We start from the raw sequence: 14,669 nt of genomic DNA on the forward strand, positions 1-14,669 counted from the left end.
TAACAATCTGCTTGAGAACAGCACAGAGTCCGGTAGACTGAATTTATGCTTCGCTTTGTTGGCATTGACCATGACCTTACTGCACAACATCAGCCGCACTTTACAGCGCCGCCGCAACTCGACCTGGCATGCGCTGGGCTATGATACCACTGTCCGGCCAGAGCGGTCTGATGATCGCAGCGCCATAGAAAGTCTCACCTGCCAGGCATTTAATGGTGATAGCGAAGCCCGTCTGATCAACACACTGCGTGAGCAATGCGCGGGGTGCATTTCACTGGTTGCAGAGCAGCACGGTAATATTGTTGGCCACATACTGTTTTCACCGGCGACACTGGATAATTATCCTGACACCAGGCTGATGGCGCTGGCGCCAATGGCTGTTAGCAATGTTTTGCAACATCAGGGGATTGGCTCAGCGCTGGTGCGGGCTGGCCTGAAGTTATGTAAAGAACAAGGTGCAGCAGCAGTCGTTGTGCTGGGGCACCCTGCATATTACCCACGTTTTGGTTTTACCGCGGCCAGCAGGTTCAAGATCAGTTGCCCATGGCAGGTACCAGACAACGCTTTTATGCTACTGGAACTTGAAGCAAACAGCCTTAAAGGCAAAAGCGGCCAGGTGACTTATCAGCACGCTTTTGCTCAGCTGTAGCCATACAAGTTGTCAGTTAATTATCATCAGAGGCACCGTTCACGATATCGGCAATGTCAGACAGCCGTTGCAGTGCGCGGCCATTGACTGACTTTTTCGGGTACAGGCCACGGCTGCTCTTTTCGCCGGCTTCTACGCCAGTCAGCAGCGTCAACGCCTCATCAACAGTTTTGACGATATAGATATGAAACTTATGCTGTTTTACGGCCTGTGTTACGTCGTCATTCAGCACCAGGTTAAGCTGGTTGCTGGCGGGAATGATCACGCCCTGATCGCCTGTTAAGCCACGGCTCTGGCACAAGCGGAAATAACCTTCGACCTTTTCGTTAACACCACCGATAGCCTGTACCTGGCCGTGCTGATTGATCGAGCCGGTCACCGCCAGGCTTTGCTTGATTGGGATATCCGTGATGGCAGAAATCAGTGCACATACCTCTGCCAGCGAAGCACTGTCACCATCAATATGACCGTAACTTTGCTCCATGGCGATATTGGCTGACAGGGTTAGTGGAAATTCGCGGGCGTATTTGGCGCCAAGGTAACCGGTCAGCAGTAACACCCCTTTAGAGTGAATTGCTTTACCCAGTTCCACTTCACGCTCAATATCAATAACGCCACTGGAGCCGGCAAAAACTGTAGCACTAACACGCGCCGGCGTGCCAAAAGCAGTATCACCAATTTCCAGCACCGTCAGGCCATTTACCTTACCTACAGCAAGACCGTCTGTGTCTATCAGGATCTGACCTTCCTGGATATCCTCCAGAAACCCTTCACTGATGCGGCCAGTTCTGTGCTGCTTACCTTTTAGTGCCTGTTGAATATGTTCTGCATTCAGGCTATTACTCAGCTTCTGTCCGGCATAAAAACAGGCTTCCCGCACCAGTTCGAGTACATCAGCAAAACGTGCTGACAACTTGCGTTGATGCTCGGCCTGGCGAAAACTGAACATCAACAGTTGCTTCAGACCGTCGGCCGTCAGTTCTTCAATATTCAGCTGTTGCATCTGAGCCCGAATTTGCATTGCCATGTAGCTGATGGTTTGGGTGTTGTAAGGCAGATAGTGTTCAAAATCGGCTAATACCCTGAACAGCTCATTAAACTCATCATCAACATCCTGGATCAGGTAATACAGGTCCCGAGAGCCCAGCAGCACTACTTTGACATTCAGTGGTATTGCCTTAGGCGTAATGATGGTGGAATTGGTTACAGCATGTTCAGACAGCGTATCAATCAGCAACTCACCGGATTTCAGCGCCAGCTTCAGTGCATCCCACAGCGCAGGCTGCGTTAACAGGCGATCGGCATCCAGAATGAGATAACCGCCATTAGCACGATGCAAGGCCCCGGGGCGGATCATCCGGTAATTGGTATAAAGAGCACCGCTGCTGGAATTGTACTCTACCCTGCCAAACAAATTGCCATAGCTGGGGTTTGGCTCAAATACTATTGGCGCCCCCGACATACTTTCAAAATGTACCAACACGTTGGGTACAAACTCTTCGATAAAAATCTCGCGGTTGTCGCTTTCTTCCTGCTTGTCGGTATCTGATTCGTCCGGTAACAGCTCCAGTACCGCTTTTACCAGATGGCTGCGCATTTCACGAATGTAGCGCAGCACGCCGAGCTCAGAAGTATAATCATGTTCCAGTTGTTTCAGCAGCGGTTTAATTGCCTGTTCTATCGTGTCTTTACGCAGTGCGCGCATCCCTTCCGACACTTCGCGTTTCCACTGCGGTAACTCAAGCAACTGCTCGTTTAAGATGGTCTCGAGCTCGCCGACCAGTGCATAAAAATACTGCCGCTGCTCTTCTGTTAGTTTAGAAAATTCCTGGTCATCCAGTGGCTTACCATCAATAATCGGCGAAAAACTGACAGCACCGTTTTCTTCATACAGCACAACATTTTTTTCAAGCGCCTTTTTCTCAACCAGTTCAATCGCCTGTTCGTACTTATCATCAAAAGCACGGGCTATGGCTTTTTTCTTACGCTGGTAGCCCGGGTTATCAAAGGCTGCCGGAAAGGTATCCAATAACTCATCGATCAGGGCTTCAATGCGTTTAACCAATATCTTGCCTTCGCCGGGCAGCAGACGCAGCGTATTGGGCACGCGTTCATCTTCAAAATTGTTCAGGTAGCACCATTCATCCGGTGTGGCTTTCTCGCTGGCGGCCTGCTGCAGAATATCCTGTACCAGCGTAAAGCGCCCCAGCGCCGGTTCCCCCATCACGTACAGGTTATAGCCGGGCATATCCATGCCAACGGCAAACGCCAGTGCCGATTTGGCTCTGTCCTGGCCAATAAAGGCGGGGATAAGCTGCTGTGGCGACAACGCCTGCTTAATCAGTTTATTGTCCAGTTGCGGGCCAAGCTGATGCACCGTCAGTGCCAGGGGATGTGGATGTTGGGTCATGTAATACCTTAGCGTAACCAACTGTTATGGCGGGTATACTAGCAAAAAGCAGCTTAGCTGTACTGGTCAATTTCATCGTTTTACTAAAGAAATACCCCCTGTTGTCGATACAGTGTTTACCAAGGCATAGATAACACGGGGCCAATTATGAAAGAAACTTACCGCTTAGAGAGGATCCGCAACCTGGGTGTTCGTTTGCAGGAGCTGGAACTGGTTTCTTTATCACCGGGTAAATCCTACGCCAGTGCCGCCCTTAACTTTTTGTTTGCAGACCATGAGCTGGAACGTCCTAGCGGCCTGCCACTGGAACACACGTTAAAAACGCTGGGTGAAGCCATCATAGCCAAACGCAAAGTGCGCTTTACTAACCTGGATGCAGATGCTGTAATCGATTTTTTCTGCCGCCTGTATCGCGTGCACTAAGCCACTTTAGCCCCGCCCCCGGCGCAGTAAATTCATACTGCGCTGAAATATTTCTGCACTGCCGCCGTTCTTATAGCAAAGTTATTGATTTTATCACTCAGGTATCTATGCAGACTGTTATATCGCTGTACCAGCGTGCCGTGGCAAAAAGCCAGCATTTATCCGGCTTTGCACCTTTTTTACTGCGGCTTTATCTGGCGCCGGTTTTATTGCAGGCCGGCTGGAACAAATATCAGCATATCGATGACACTATCGCCTGGTTTGGTAACACAGAATGGGGCCTGGGCTTACCGGTACCGGCCCTGATGGCAACCCTTGCCATTGCCGCTGAAATGCTGGGAGCTATCTTACTGTTGTTTGGGTTATTCACCCGTCTGGTCAGCATTCCACTGATGGTAACCATGCTGGTGGCGATCTTCGCCGTACACTGGCCAAATGGCTGGCTGGCGATTGCCGATAGCAGCAGCTGGCTGGCAAACGAGCAGGTTGTTAACTCGGCGCAGCAGCTCAGTGCAGCCCGCAACATATTGCAGGAGCACGGTAATTACGACTGGCTGACCAGCAATGGCAGCATTGTTATCCTGAACAATGGTATTGAGTTCGCTGCTACCTACTTTTTAATGCTCGTCAGTCTGTTTTTTAGCGGTGGCGGCCGCTATACCAGTGTCGATTATTACCTGATGCGCAAAGTACCGGGTCAGCGAACTGTACCGGAGCTACAACATGGGTGAGCTACATTTTTTGCCAGCACAACGAAATAACGCTAGGCTGGCAGCAGAATCAACCAAAGATAACAGGCCGATGGCTGAAAACTCTGCAACAACACTGACAAGCAATAACGCTGCAGTGGTAGCCTTTGACAACAGTGGCAGCAAAACCAAGCGTTATGAGCAGCTGGTGCAGCTGTATCATGCTGATGTATACCGCTATGGCTATTGGCTGTGCAAAGACCCGGATATAGCCCAGGATCTGGTACAAGAAACCTTTCTGCGGGCCTGGAAAAGCCTTGATAGCTTGCTTGATGCCGGTGCTGCCAAAGCCTGGTTAATCACGATAGTACGGCGGGAAAACGCCAGGCGCTTCGAGCGGCGTCAGTTTGATTATGATGATGCAACCGAGCAGGAAAGCCTGCCCGATACCAGCCAGACCAGTGCCGAACAGGACTGTGATAATGACACATTGCGCCGCCATATGGCGGCATTAGCTGAAGAATACCGCGAGCCTTTGGTATTGCAGGTTCTTGGTGGCTTTAGCAGCGACGAGATAGCCGCTGTGCTGCAATTGAATGTAAACACCGTTAACACCCGGCTATTCCGGGCGCGTAAATTACTGCGCGACAGCCTGATGCAACAAGGGGGATCCAGCCATGGATAACACTGAATTACGCCGTATTTTAATGGCAGATCCTTTTAGCACTGAGCCAAAAGTACTGGCCGCAATTGCCAACGACAACGACCTGCGCAGTTTTGCCTGTGAATTACAGCAACAGCAGCGCCAGTTAGAAGATGCACTACATATCCCGGTACCGCCGATGCTGGCAGAGCGCTTGTTGCAGATACCACAGCAACAGCAAAAGCCACGCCGTAACTGGTTTACACCGCTGGCGATGGCGGCCAGTATTGCTGTAGTTTCAGTATTAGGCTTACAACTTTACTACAACAGCTTTGCAACAGATTTAGGCGGTCATGCTCTGGCCCATGTTTACCATGAAGAAAACTACCTGCTAAAGCATGCACAAGTGCAGCCGGTCAGTGCAGTAAATCTGAAACTTGCAGACTTTGATGCCAGCCTGCAAGACTGGCAGGACGACATTATTTATGCCCGTTACTGTACCTTTCAGGGGGTGCGCTCTTTGCATCTGGCAGTAAAAACCGACAGCGGCTATGCCACGATCTTTGTGGTACCCAAAGAAGTTGAGTTGGCCTTTAAAGCACAGTTTGCCGATGAACGTTATCAGGGCATCACTCTGGCTATGCCTAAAGCAAACGTGGTCATCGTCAGCAGTAACGCCACTGATTTGCAGCAGCTGCCGCAGAAACTGCAGGATAAACTCATTTTTTCAGCCTAACCGGCTTAGTCCTGTGTAAGGCTGGCATTGCGTAACCTACGCCACAGGTATAAGCCGTACCAGGCGTTAAACCAGAAGCCAATATAGACGATAGCGGTCAGCTGTAACTCACGCGAAAAATACAGCGGTACCGCTACCGTGTTCACAACAAGCCAGAACCACCAGGTTTCGAGTTTGCGGTTCATCAATAAAAACTGCGCAATCACGCTGAACATCAAAATAGCGGAATCAATAAAGGGGGCATAGGCATCCGTCATGCTGTGTAATATGTAGCCGTACAGCAACGTTACCAGTGCTGCCAGAGCGCTGTAGCCCACCAGACGCCACAGTGGCGTATTCGTAACCTGTTTGACGCCGCTTTGCCGGCCCCATTGATACCAGCCTATGCAGTTGGTGGCGACGAAGAACAGCATCAGCAGCACCTCAGCATAAAGTTTGACCTGATAAAACAGTGCGGAAAACAATAGGCAACCAATAATACCCAGCCACCAGGTATGAATGCTATTGCGCGCTGCCAGAAATACAGCCAGCAGATAAAACCCGTTCGCCGCATACTCCAGATATGCTGTTTCCATGCCATTATCCTGTAAATAACGTTGTAAACCTAAGCAACCAACCTATTGATGTGCCAGCATAAAGCCTGTCATACCGAGCATAAACCCCAGCACTGTGCCCATTGGTGGGCCCCAGTGACGCGCCAGCTTTACCTGCGGTGCCATATCCTGAAACACCGAATACAGGATACCGCCGGCGGCAAATAGCATCATCGCACTCACTATGACCGGCTGCTGCTGTAACCAAACATAACCGACAAGGCCGGCAGCCGGGCCAAGTAGCGCCATAGCGCTGAAACTGATGATCAGCCGCCATTTAGAGCCATCAGAGGGGTTGAGCTCCCGGTAAGCATTAAAACCTTCGGGTAGATTTTGTAATGCAATAATACCGGCTAATAAGATGGCTGTATTAGGATCTGCACTAAACGCGGCACCAAGCGCAACCGATTCCGGGATAAAATCTGCCAGCATTGCCGCGAGCTGACTGGCCGGCGTATTGGCTTTTTTCAATATAATATCCAGCAGCATAAAGCCAAAACCACCGGCAACAAACCACAGCGCTGCGGGTATAACCGCCTGATGCTTTATGCCTTCAGGCACCAGTACCAAAGCAACTGCAGATAACAGCGCACCGGCACCAAAGGCCAAAACACTGTGGCGAAACTCTTTTTCCAGCCAATGTGGCCGGATATGCTCAACGGCAGCCAATAACGCACCAGCTGGCATCGCCAGGCCGGCAGCAAAGGTGCAGAGTATAATTATCAATAAAGTATCCAGGCCCTGCCCTCAACGCTATGCGAAACCGTGGTTAACAACCTAACCATTTTTACCAAGTCTCGCAATGCTTGCTTTATCGGGTTGCACATCACGCACACTCAATACCGTCAAAAAAGTTTACACACATCAACACCATTGATTATAACTAAATGAATTTAAACAAAAATAATACAGGCACGCTTTTTGCTGACGTTGCGCAATTGTACAGACATTAACATTTATTCATGGAGAGAAAAAATTGAAGTTACTTAAAACAATACTATGCGCTACTGGTTTAATGGTCTCTAGTGCAGCAATGGCCGGTCCGATTTTAATTATTAATGGTGCAAACCAAACTACTGAACCAGGTACTACCTCAGCGCTGACAGATAACCTTAAAACCTTACACGAAGCCGTTGGCAACACAGTAACTATCGTTGACGATCTGCTGGGTGATTTATCTTCTTACGCTCAGGTATGGGACGTACGCTTTTTCAATGCCGCAGCCTTGGACAGTATCGACCAGACAGCCTACAGCAACTATCTGGTAAATGGTGGTGGCTTGTTTTTGATGGGCGAAAACAGCAATTTTATGGAACGGAATAACTCAGTACTGTCGCTAATCTCCTCTCTGGGTGGCGGCGATCTTGGCTATAACGATTGCTCTGATGGTACTCAGATGGTACATGCACCTTTTACCGGCCCGAATGATGTGTCTGAGGTTAATTACGCTGCGTCGGGCTGTTTTAATAATAAAGGAACCGGTCAGTGGATCACGTCGAGGGCTGACGGCTCTGTCGGTTCAGGTGTCGCCTTTACTGCTGGCAGCCTGGCTAATGCTATGGCTGGTGCCTTGACAACAATCCTGGATGTGAATTTTATGATGAACGACTTTGATCTGCCTAATTCACAACAATTGACGAAAAACCTGATTGCTTTTGTGGGTGAGCAAACTGAGAATCCATCTAATCCGGTACCGGCACCTGCCAGTATTTTTATTCTGGGCAGCGCTCTGGTGGCGTTAAGATTACGCCGTAAACAAAAGTAAACCGCTAGCCTGGTTGTAAGCCGCCGGTCAGGGCGGCTTTTTTATGCCTGCCGCTTAGCCTTTTAATGCCCTATCTACTGCTGCTTCGGCATGTAGCAGTGTGGTGTCAAATAACGGTACTGCCGCATCCGCTTTGCCTACCAGCAAACCAATCTCTGTACACCCCAGAATTATCGCATCCACACCTTGCCAGGCTAGCCCTGCCATCATACGCCGCACTGTCTGTTTCGACTCCGGGTTAATAATCCCCTGACATAACTCCTGATAAATAATCTGATGCAGACTATCGCGTTCGGCGTCATTTGGCAGCAGTACTTCTATGCCATATTGGTCATTCAGATATTCACGGTAAAACGGTTGTTCCATGGTAAATTTAGTACCAAGCAAGCCTACCCGGCTAAAACCGGCCTGTTTAACCGCCATAGCCGTTGCGTCGGCAATATGCAGCAGAGGAATGCTTACCGCTGCTTCAATGCTGCCGGCAACTTTATGCATAGTATTAGTACACAACACAATAAAATCGGCCCCGGCCAACTCTAGCGAGCGAGCCGCATCAGCGAGCATGGCACCGGCGGCGTTCCAATCGCCGGCATGTTGTAAACGCTCGATATCGTGAAAATCAACGCTATACAAAATACACCGGGCGGAATGTAAACCACCCAACTGCTGTTTCACGCCTTCGTTTATTGCCCGGTAGTAAGGAATGGTCGACTCCCAGCTCATACCACCAATCAACCCTATCGTTTTCATAATTTGCTCGTCGGTGCACTTAAAAGTACTAAGCTAGCATAGTACTTTGCAAAAAAAACCCTGCAATGCAGGGCTTTTTGTTTCTAGCAGAATCAGGCTTCAGCTTAATGCAGGCGCATCGAAATTGGCTGGCTCGTCGCTGTAAATGCATACGTTCCAGTCCGCTGCCAGGCCGTCTTCGGCTAAGCAGTAGGTTTCAAAGAAGTGCTTTATCTCAGCGCGCTGGCAGTGCGCTTCAAAGCTTGACAAGTCGGCCCAGATTTCGTTAAAGGCAATAGGAAAGCTTTTGCCTTCAGCAAAAGGGCTTTCTATCTGACGTGTCACAATGTACTGCAAACAGCCGTCTTCACGGTTACTGTTTGGTTCCAGGCTCTGCAGCACTTGAAACAATTCATCGGCCTTGCCCGGTTTGGGCAGAAACTGAGCAATACAATACACTTTTTTAGACATCTGTTCCCCCGACACGGTGCTATCGGTTGATAGCACCTTATTCTTTATTAATGAGCGGCAGCGCTGCTGAACACATCAAATAAATGCGCATTCAGGTATAAATGGGTAACAACACTGGCACCGTAGCCCAACAGTATCACCGGCGCCCACTTTAAATGACCGGCGAAGGTGTAGTAGCCGCGTGCCTGCCCCATTAATGCAACGCCCGCAGCAGAACCAATAGACAATAAGCTGCCACCAACACCGGCAGTTAGTGTAATCAGCAGCCACTGACCGTGTGACATTGCCGGCTCCATCGTCAATACAGCAAACATCACCGGAATGTTATCCACCACAGATGACATTAAACCTAAAATAACGTTCGCAAATGTCGGATTACCGCTGCCATACAAACCGACTGACAACATTTCCAGATAACCGATATAACCGAGGCCACCGACACACATTACCACGCCGTAGAAAAACAGTAAGGTGTCCCATTCGGCGCGGGCAATACGGTTAAAGACATCAAATGGCACTATTTGGCCCAGCGCGCGAATACGCTCTATGTCGCCTTCACGCTCTGCCATCGCTTTTTTCCGTGCCAGTGAGCCGGGCAGCGTTTTACGCAGAAAGAAGCCAAAAAACTGTAGCAGGCCCAGCCCTGTCATCATGCCAAGCACAGGCGGTAAATCCAGCCAGGAGTGATATAACACCGCCAGCGCAATAGTGGCCAAAAACAGCGTTAGAATGCGCAGCGCACCGCGTTTGAGTTCAACATCTTCCTGCAGCGCAGCCGGGTAACGCCGTTCAACAAAAAAGCTCATGATAATGGCCGGTACCAGGTAGTTCACTACAGCCGGAACAAACAGCGTAAAGAATTCATTAAAAGTAACAATACCCGCCTGCCATACCATCAGCGTGGTAATATCGCCAAACGGAATAAAGGCGCCGCCGGCATTGGCTGCAACAACGATATTAACGCAGGTAAGATTAATAAAACGTTTGTCGCCTTCGGCAACTTTCATCACCACCGCGCACATCAGCATAGCGGTGGTCATGTTGTTGGCAAAAGACGAAATAACAAATGCCAGAACACCACTGATCCAAAACAGTGTCCGATAGCTGAAACCACGGCGTATCATCCAGGCCCGTAATGCATCAAACAACCGCCGCTCTTCCAGTGCGCTGATGTAAGTCATCGCGACCAGCAAAAATAGCATTAATTCTGCGAACTCAAGCAAAGTGTGCCTGAAAGCGTCCGACGTTACGCCAGGAATGCCCTGCTGCATATATTTCCAGGCAATAAGCGCCCAGATAATACCAGCTGCGACCAGCACCGGTTTGGATTTACGTAAATGAAGTTTCTCCTCGGCCATGACCAGCAGGTAAGCCAGGCCAAACAACACCAGAGAAATAATACCCACAGGGGCTAACGTAAGGTTAAGGCTGCCAGTTTCGGCAAAAGCAACAGGAGAGAATAACGCGCACAACAACAGGTACAGCACAGACTGCTTCACAATTTTTGTCCTCAGTTCTGAAAGAAACCCGCCCGGCGGACACCGGACGGCACATTATAAAACACTTTGATTAGAATATTTACTCAGCCGACAGTAAAAACTGAAAAACTTGCGCTGTTAAGCCATAAGTGCACCAGAATACTGGCAACATAGCCGAGAAAAATGGCTGGCGCCCACTTCAGATGGCCGGCAAATGTATAGTAGCCACGGGCCTGCCCCATCAGCGCCACACCCGCTGCGGAGCCGATAGACAATAAACTGCCCCCGACACCCGCCGTTAACGTGATAAGTAGCCACTGGCCATGTAACATTTCCGGCTGCATTGTCAGCACCGCAAACATCACCGGAATATTGTCAACCACAGCCGACACCAACCCCAGCATCACGTTAGCCCAGGACGCATCCCATTGTGTGTACAAAACATCAGACAACATCGCCAGATAGCCAATAAAACCAAGGCCGCCAACACACATGACTACACCGTAAAAAAACAACAACGTATCCCATTCAGCACGGGCGACGCGGCTGAACACATCAAAAGGCACCACCTGCCCCAGTGCCCGTATCCGTTCTTCATCGCCCACCCGCTCGGCCAGCGCTTTTTTACGCGCCAGAGAGCCCGGCAGAGAAACCCTTAAGAAATAACCAAAAAACTGCAGGTAACCCAACCCAGTCATCATGCCCAGCACCGGAGGCAAATGCAGCACCGCATGGCAGGCTACCGCCGTAGCGATAGTCAACAGAAATAACGCCAGAATACGCAGCGCGCCGCGTTTAAGCTCAACATCCTCCAGCACTGCCGATGGCTTACGATTTTCGACAAACAGGCTCATCAAAATCGCCGGTACCAGAAAATTGACCAGCGATGGGACGAACAGCGCAAAAAACTCAGCGAAGTGCAGTAATCCGGCCTGCCATACCATCAGCGTAGTAATGTCACCAAAGGGGCTGAAAGCACCGCCTGCGTTAGCGGCAACCACAATATTGATACAGCACAGATTGATAAACTTTTTGTCGCCTTCAGCAACTTTCATGACCACAGCGCACATCAGTAATGCCGTAGTCAGGTTGTCAGCAACCGGAGAAATGACAAAAGATAATGCACCGGTTAGCCAAAACAGCTGGCGGTAGCTAAAGCCTTTGCGGATCATCCAGCTGCGCAGCGCATCAAACAGCCGCCGCTCTTCCAACGCATTGATGTAAGTCATCGCCACCAGCAAAAATAACATCAGCTCAGAAAACTCAAGCAAAGTGTGCCGGAATGCAGCTTCAGACGCAGCCGGAAAACCCGCCTGCACGTACTGCCAGCCTATCAAAACCCAGATCACACCGGCGGCCACCAACACGGGTTTGGATTTACGCAGATGAATTTTCTCTTCAGCCATAACCAGTGCATAAGCCACGACAAAAATCACGATGGCGATATATCCGGTCAGGCTATGTGCCAAATCGACCTCCCCCACCGCGGCATGTACCGGCATGACCAACAGGCAAAGTAGCAATACCAGACTGTACAGGGATCCTTGCTTTTTCCACATAATCACAACATCCAGGTTAAGTTACAGGAACAAAAAACCCGGCTGATAGCCGGGTTTCGTAGTTAACGTAAAATCAGTAATGAGCACTTCGCCTTACAGATCATCGCAGTCGTCGTGCTGCCGACGATAAACTGCCGGATACGGGAGTGGCCATAAGCCCCCATAACCATCAGGTCAATCACATGTTCCTGCTGGTATTGGTTTAATGCGGTTTCCGGCTCACCAGCCACAATAGCGGTTTTTGTCTCAAAAGCGGCGCTTCGTAAAATTTCTGCAGCGGCCTCCATTTGCACTCTGGCGGCTTCAACATCGGCACCTACCATCACCAGGTGTACCGGCAGCCCCTGCACCAACGGGCTGGCAGCCAGCATTTGCAAGCCCTTCAACGCTGTGGCACTGCCATCATAAGCAAACATAATGCGCTGCGGCACTTTATAACGTTGCTGCGTGAGTAACACTGGCTTTTGAATACTGCGTATAACCCGCTCTACATGCAACCCCATATGACCATGCGCTTTTGCACTGCTAAAACCCCGCTTGCCTAACACCAATAACCGGGTTTCATCTTCCAGCTCTGCCAGAGTTTCAATAAGCTGCCCATGGCGTAAGCGTTCATCTACCGCTTTAACACCAGACTGCTCTGCCCGCGCTTTAGCGGCATCTAAGATACTGCGCCCACGCTGCAATGCCAGCTTACTGTGTTTTTCATCCAGCTCGGCCAGCTGCTGTAACAACAGCTCTTGCGAGCCAAGCCCAATGCTGCCGCTTAGATCAGGTGTATGGGTATGTTGGGCTTTATCCAGCACATGCACTACAGACATCGCACTGTCCAACGCTTTTGCCGCCCATACTGCATAGTCACATACCGCTTCAGCATAAGGGGAGGCGTCAATACAGGCTAAAACTCTTGTTGTCATTATTCTGCTCCTTAGTCGGTATTGTTTGCTGTTGCAGCTTCTGGGTCAGTGGCCCATCAGTTTGTCGACGACGTCACTTTTATTGTGCACAGCGAACTTATCTACCAGTGTCGCGCTGGCTTCATTCAGGCCCAGCAGCTCCACTGCCGTGCCTTCACGGCGAAACTTTAACACCACCTTGTCCAGCGAGCTGATTGCGGTGATATCCCAAAAATGGGCCCGGCTTAAGTCAATCTGTACCCGTTCAACGGCTTCTTTAAAATCGAAGGCGGCGACAAATTGCTCTGCAGAGGTAAAAAACACCTGCCCGACCACCTGATAGCTGCGCTGATGGCCATCGTCTGACAACGTTGAGCCTACATACAACACTTTGCCGACTTTGCTGGCAAAAAACAGCGCACTAAACAGCACCCCAACCAATACACCGTAGGCCAGGTTGTGCGTAAATACTGTCACCAGCACAGTGGCAACCATTACCACGCTGGAACTGGCCGGGTTGGTACGTAAGTCACGGACAGAGCCCCAGTTAAAGGTACCGATGGACACCATAATCATAATGGCAACCAATGCCGCCATCGGGATCAGGCCAACCCAGCTGTCCAGAAACACAATTAAAATCAGCAGGAAAATGCCGGCCAGTAATGTCGACAACCGGGTGCGGCCACCCGATTTTACGTTAATTACCGACTGACCAATCATCGCACAACCGGCCATACCGCCAATTAAACCAGACCCTATATTGGCAATACCCTGGCCGACACACTCACGGTTTTTATCACTGCTGGTATCGGTTAAATCATCCACTATAGTGGCTGTCATCAAAGATTCCAGAATGCCCACCACGGCCAGCGCTAAAGCATACGGGAAAATAATTGTCAGGGTATTCAACGTTAGTGGTACGTCCGGCCATAAAAACACCGGCAAGCTATCAGGTAGCTCTCCCATATCGGTCACAGTGCGGATATCCATACCAAAATACAGTGCCAGAGCAGTCAGCACCAAGATACAGATCAGCGGCGATGGCACAGTGCGCGTGACATACGGAAACAGATAAATAATGGCCAGCCCCAGTGCCGTCATGCCGTACACCAGCAGCGAACCATGCTGGCCGCTTAGCTCTGGCAACTGCGCCATAAAAATCAGAATTGCCAGTGCATTAACAAAGCCGGTAACCACCGAACGCGACACAAAGCGCATTAAATCACCCAGTTTAAGCACGCCAAAAATAATCTGCAGTACACCGGTTAATAAGGTTGCAGCCAGCAGATACTGCAGACCGTGCTCACGTACCAGGGTCACCATCACCAACGCCATAGCCCCGGTTGCGGCAGAAATCATGGCCGGCCGGCCACCGGCAAACGCCGTGATAACCGCAATACAAAATGAGGCATACAACCCTACTTTAGGGTCAACGCCGGCAATAATAGAAAAGGCAATGGCTTCCGGGATCAGCGCCAGCGCCACAACTAATGCAGAAAGCACATCGCCACGCAGGTTCGACAACCAGTGTTGTTTTAAATAAGTCAGCATCAAAGGTGAGATTCAGTAACGATAATGGCCGCGCATTCTAGCAAAAAAACCAACGCTCTGCCCACCGTTTAAACAAT

The 14,669-nt window shown here is 50.1% G+C and carries 15 protein-coding genes; 6 read left to right on the forward strand and 9 right to left on the reverse strand.

What is annotated here, in order from left to right; all coding sequences use genetic code 11:
• Window positions 1–70: 70 nt before the first annotated feature.
• Window positions 71–649: a GNAT family N-acetyltransferase gene (locus AC5SV9_RS05850; RefSeq protein WP_475147138.1), complete on the forward strand. Its 579-nt coding sequence runs from the start codon at window positions 71–73 to the stop codon at window positions 647–649.
• Between the two features lie 16 nt (window positions 650–665).
• On the opposite strand, the gene AC5SV9_RS05855 is transcribed toward AC5SV9_RS05850, so the two are convergent.
• The gene (locus AC5SV9_RS05855; protein ID WP_475147141.1) at window positions 666–3,059 is read right to left on the reverse strand and encodes a Lon protease family protein; all 2,394 of its coding nucleotides are present in this window, start codon (window positions 3,057–3,059) and stop codon (window positions 666–668) included.
• A gap of 147 nt (window positions 3,060–3,206) precedes the next feature.
• Here AC5SV9_RS05855 and AC5SV9_RS05860 point away from each other — a divergent pair, with 147 nt between their 5' ends.
• The 4 genes from AC5SV9_RS05860 to AC5SV9_RS05875 all read left to right on the forward strand — a co-directional run bounded on the left by AC5SV9_RS05860 (window position 3,207) and on the right by AC5SV9_RS05875 (window position 5,550).
• Window positions 3,207–3,482: a hypothetical protein gene (locus AC5SV9_RS05860; protein ID WP_475147144.1), complete on the forward strand. Its 276-nt coding sequence runs from the start codon at window positions 3,207–3,209 to the stop codon at window positions 3,480–3,482.
• A 107-nt stretch (window positions 3,483–3,589) separates the two neighbouring features.
• Window positions 3,590–4,213, forward strand: a complete 624-nt coding sequence (locus tag AC5SV9_RS05865) for an HvfX family Cu-binding RiPP maturation protein (protein ID WP_475147146.1) — start codon at window positions 3,590–3,592, stop codon at window positions 4,211–4,213.
• A complete protein-coding gene (locus tag AC5SV9_RS05870) occupies window positions 4,206–4,856 on the forward strand; it encodes a sigma-70 family RNA polymerase sigma factor (RefSeq protein ID WP_475147148.1) in 651 nt (216 codons plus the stop codon). The genes AC5SV9_RS05865 and AC5SV9_RS05870 overlap by 8 nt, the downstream gene beginning before the upstream one ends.
• A complete protein-coding gene (locus AC5SV9_RS05875) occupies window positions 4,849–5,550 on the forward strand; it encodes a DUF3379 family protein (RefSeq protein ID WP_475147151.1) in 702 nt (233 codons plus the stop codon). The genes AC5SV9_RS05870 and AC5SV9_RS05875 overlap by 8 nt, the downstream gene beginning before the upstream one ends.
• A gap of 5 nt (window positions 5,551–5,555) precedes the next feature.
• Here AC5SV9_RS05875 and pnuC read toward each other — a convergent pair whose 3' ends face one another.
• Both pnuC and AC5SV9_RS05885 read right to left on the reverse strand, forming a co-directional pair.
• Complete coding sequence (gene pnuC, locus AC5SV9_RS05880) at window positions 5,556–6,125, reverse strand: nicotinamide riboside transporter PnuC (RefSeq protein WP_475147153.1); 570 nt, start codon at window positions 6,123–6,125, stop codon at window positions 5,556–5,558.
• Between the two features lie 42 nt (window positions 6,126–6,167).
• Window positions 6,168–6,869 carry a ZIP family metal transporter gene (locus AC5SV9_RS05885; RefSeq protein ID WP_475147155.1) on the reverse strand — a complete coding sequence of 234 codons (702 nt, stop codon included), beginning with the start codon at window positions 6,867–6,869 and terminating at the stop codon, window positions 6,168–6,170.
• Window positions 6,870–7,176: 307 nt separating this feature from the next.
• Between AC5SV9_RS05885 and AC5SV9_RS05890 the strand changes: the two genes are divergently transcribed.
• Window positions 7,177–7,908 (forward strand): PEP-CTERM sorting domain-containing protein, encoded by a 732-nt coding sequence (locus AC5SV9_RS05890; RefSeq protein WP_475147157.1) that lies wholly within the window; start codon window positions 7,177–7,179, stop codon window positions 7,906–7,908.
• A 54-nt stretch (window positions 7,909–7,962) separates the two neighbouring features.
• Here the strand turns inward: AC5SV9_RS05890 and AC5SV9_RS05895 are convergent, their stop codons facing one another.
• The 6 genes from AC5SV9_RS05895 to AC5SV9_RS05920 all read right to left on the reverse strand — a co-directional run bounded on the left by AC5SV9_RS05895 (window position 7,963) and on the right by AC5SV9_RS05920 (window position 14,592).
• The gene (locus tag AC5SV9_RS05895; RefSeq protein WP_475147160.1) at window positions 7,963–8,658 is read right to left on the reverse strand and encodes an aspartate/glutamate racemase family protein; all 696 of its coding nucleotides are present in this window, start codon (window positions 8,656–8,658) and stop codon (window positions 7,963–7,965) included.
• 99 nt (window positions 8,659–8,757) lie between these two features.
• The gene (locus AC5SV9_RS05900; protein WP_475147162.1) at window positions 8,758–9,108 is read right to left on the reverse strand and encodes a putative quinol monooxygenase; all 351 of its coding nucleotides are present in this window, start codon (window positions 9,106–9,108) and stop codon (window positions 8,758–8,760) included.
• 47 nt (window positions 9,109–9,155) lie between these two features.
• The gene (nhaD, locus tag AC5SV9_RS05905; protein WP_475148324.1) at window positions 9,156–10,610 is read right to left on the reverse strand and encodes a sodium:proton antiporter NhaD; all 1,455 of its coding nucleotides are present in this window, start codon (window positions 10,608–10,610) and stop codon (window positions 9,156–9,158) included.
• An 80-nt stretch (window positions 10,611–10,690) separates the two neighbouring features.
• Window positions 10,691–12,145, reverse strand: a complete 1,455-nt coding sequence (gene nhaD, locus AC5SV9_RS05910; RefSeq protein ID WP_475147164.1) for a sodium:proton antiporter NhaD — start codon at window positions 12,143–12,145, stop codon at window positions 10,691–10,693.
• Window positions 12,146–12,207: 62 nt separating this feature from the next.
• Complete coding sequence (locus AC5SV9_RS05915; RefSeq protein WP_475147167.1) at window positions 12,208–13,062, reverse strand: universal stress protein; 855 nt, start codon at window positions 13,060–13,062, stop codon at window positions 12,208–12,210.
• Window positions 13,063–13,107: 45 nt separating this feature from the next.
• On the reverse strand, window positions 13,108–14,592 hold the full coding sequence (locus AC5SV9_RS05920; protein WP_475147169.1) for a SulP family inorganic anion transporter: 1,485 nt from the start codon (window positions 14,590–14,592) through the stop codon (window positions 13,108–13,110).
• Between the last annotated feature and the right edge of the window lie 77 nt (window positions 14,593–14,669).

The sequence above is a fragment of the Rheinheimera sp. ATLC3 genome (genome assembly GCF_059429535.1).

Excerpts from the sequence above, each read along its gene's own strand:
- AC5SV9_RS05850 (WP_475147138.1), top strand. The coding sequence starts at position 71 with ATGACCTTACTGCACAACATCAGCCGCACTTTACAGCGCCGCCGCAAC.
- pnuC (WP_475147153.1), bottom strand. The coding sequence starts at position 6,125 with ATGGAAACAGCATATCTGGAGTATGCGGCGAACGGGTTTTATCTGCTG.
- AC5SV9_RS05900 (WP_475147162.1), bottom strand. The coding sequence starts at position 9,108 with ATGTCTAAAAAAGTGTATTGTATTGCTCAGTTTCTGCCCAAACCGGGC.
- AC5SV9_RS05870 (WP_475147148.1), top strand. The coding sequence starts at position 4,206 with ATGGGTGAGCTACATTTTTTGCCAGCACAACGAAATAACGCTAGGCTG.
- AC5SV9_RS05920 (WP_475147169.1), bottom strand. The coding sequence starts at position 14,592 with ATGCTGACTTATTTAAAACAACACTGGTTGTCGAACCTGCGTGGCGAT.
- nhaD (WP_475147164.1), bottom strand. The coding sequence starts at position 12,145 with ATGTGGAAAAAGCAAGGATCCCTGTACAGTCTGGTATTGCTACTTTGC.
- AC5SV9_RS05855 (WP_475147141.1), bottom strand. The coding sequence starts at position 3,059 with ATGACCCAACATCCACATCCCCTGGCACTGACGGTGCATCAGCTTGGC.
- AC5SV9_RS05915 (WP_475147167.1), bottom strand. The coding sequence starts at position 13,062 with ATGACAACAAGAGTTTTAGCCTGTATTGACGCCTCCCCTTATGCTGAA.
- AC5SV9_RS05875 (WP_475147151.1), top strand. The coding sequence starts at position 4,849 with ATGGATAACACTGAATTACGCCGTATTTTAATGGCAGATCCTTTTAGC.
- AC5SV9_RS05895 (WP_475147160.1), bottom strand. The coding sequence starts at position 8,658 with ATGAAAACGATAGGGTTGATTGGTGGTATGAGCTGGGAGTCGACCATT.
- AC5SV9_RS05865 (WP_475147146.1), top strand. The coding sequence starts at position 3,590 with ATGCAGACTGTTATATCGCTGTACCAGCGTGCCGTGGCAAAAAGCCAG.
- AC5SV9_RS05890 (WP_475147157.1), top strand. The coding sequence starts at position 7,177 with ATGGCCGGTCCGATTTTAATTATTAATGGTGCAAACCAAACTACTGAA.
- AC5SV9_RS05860 (WP_475147144.1), top strand. The coding sequence starts at position 3,207 with ATGAAAGAAACTTACCGCTTAGAGAGGATCCGCAACCTGGGTGTTCGT.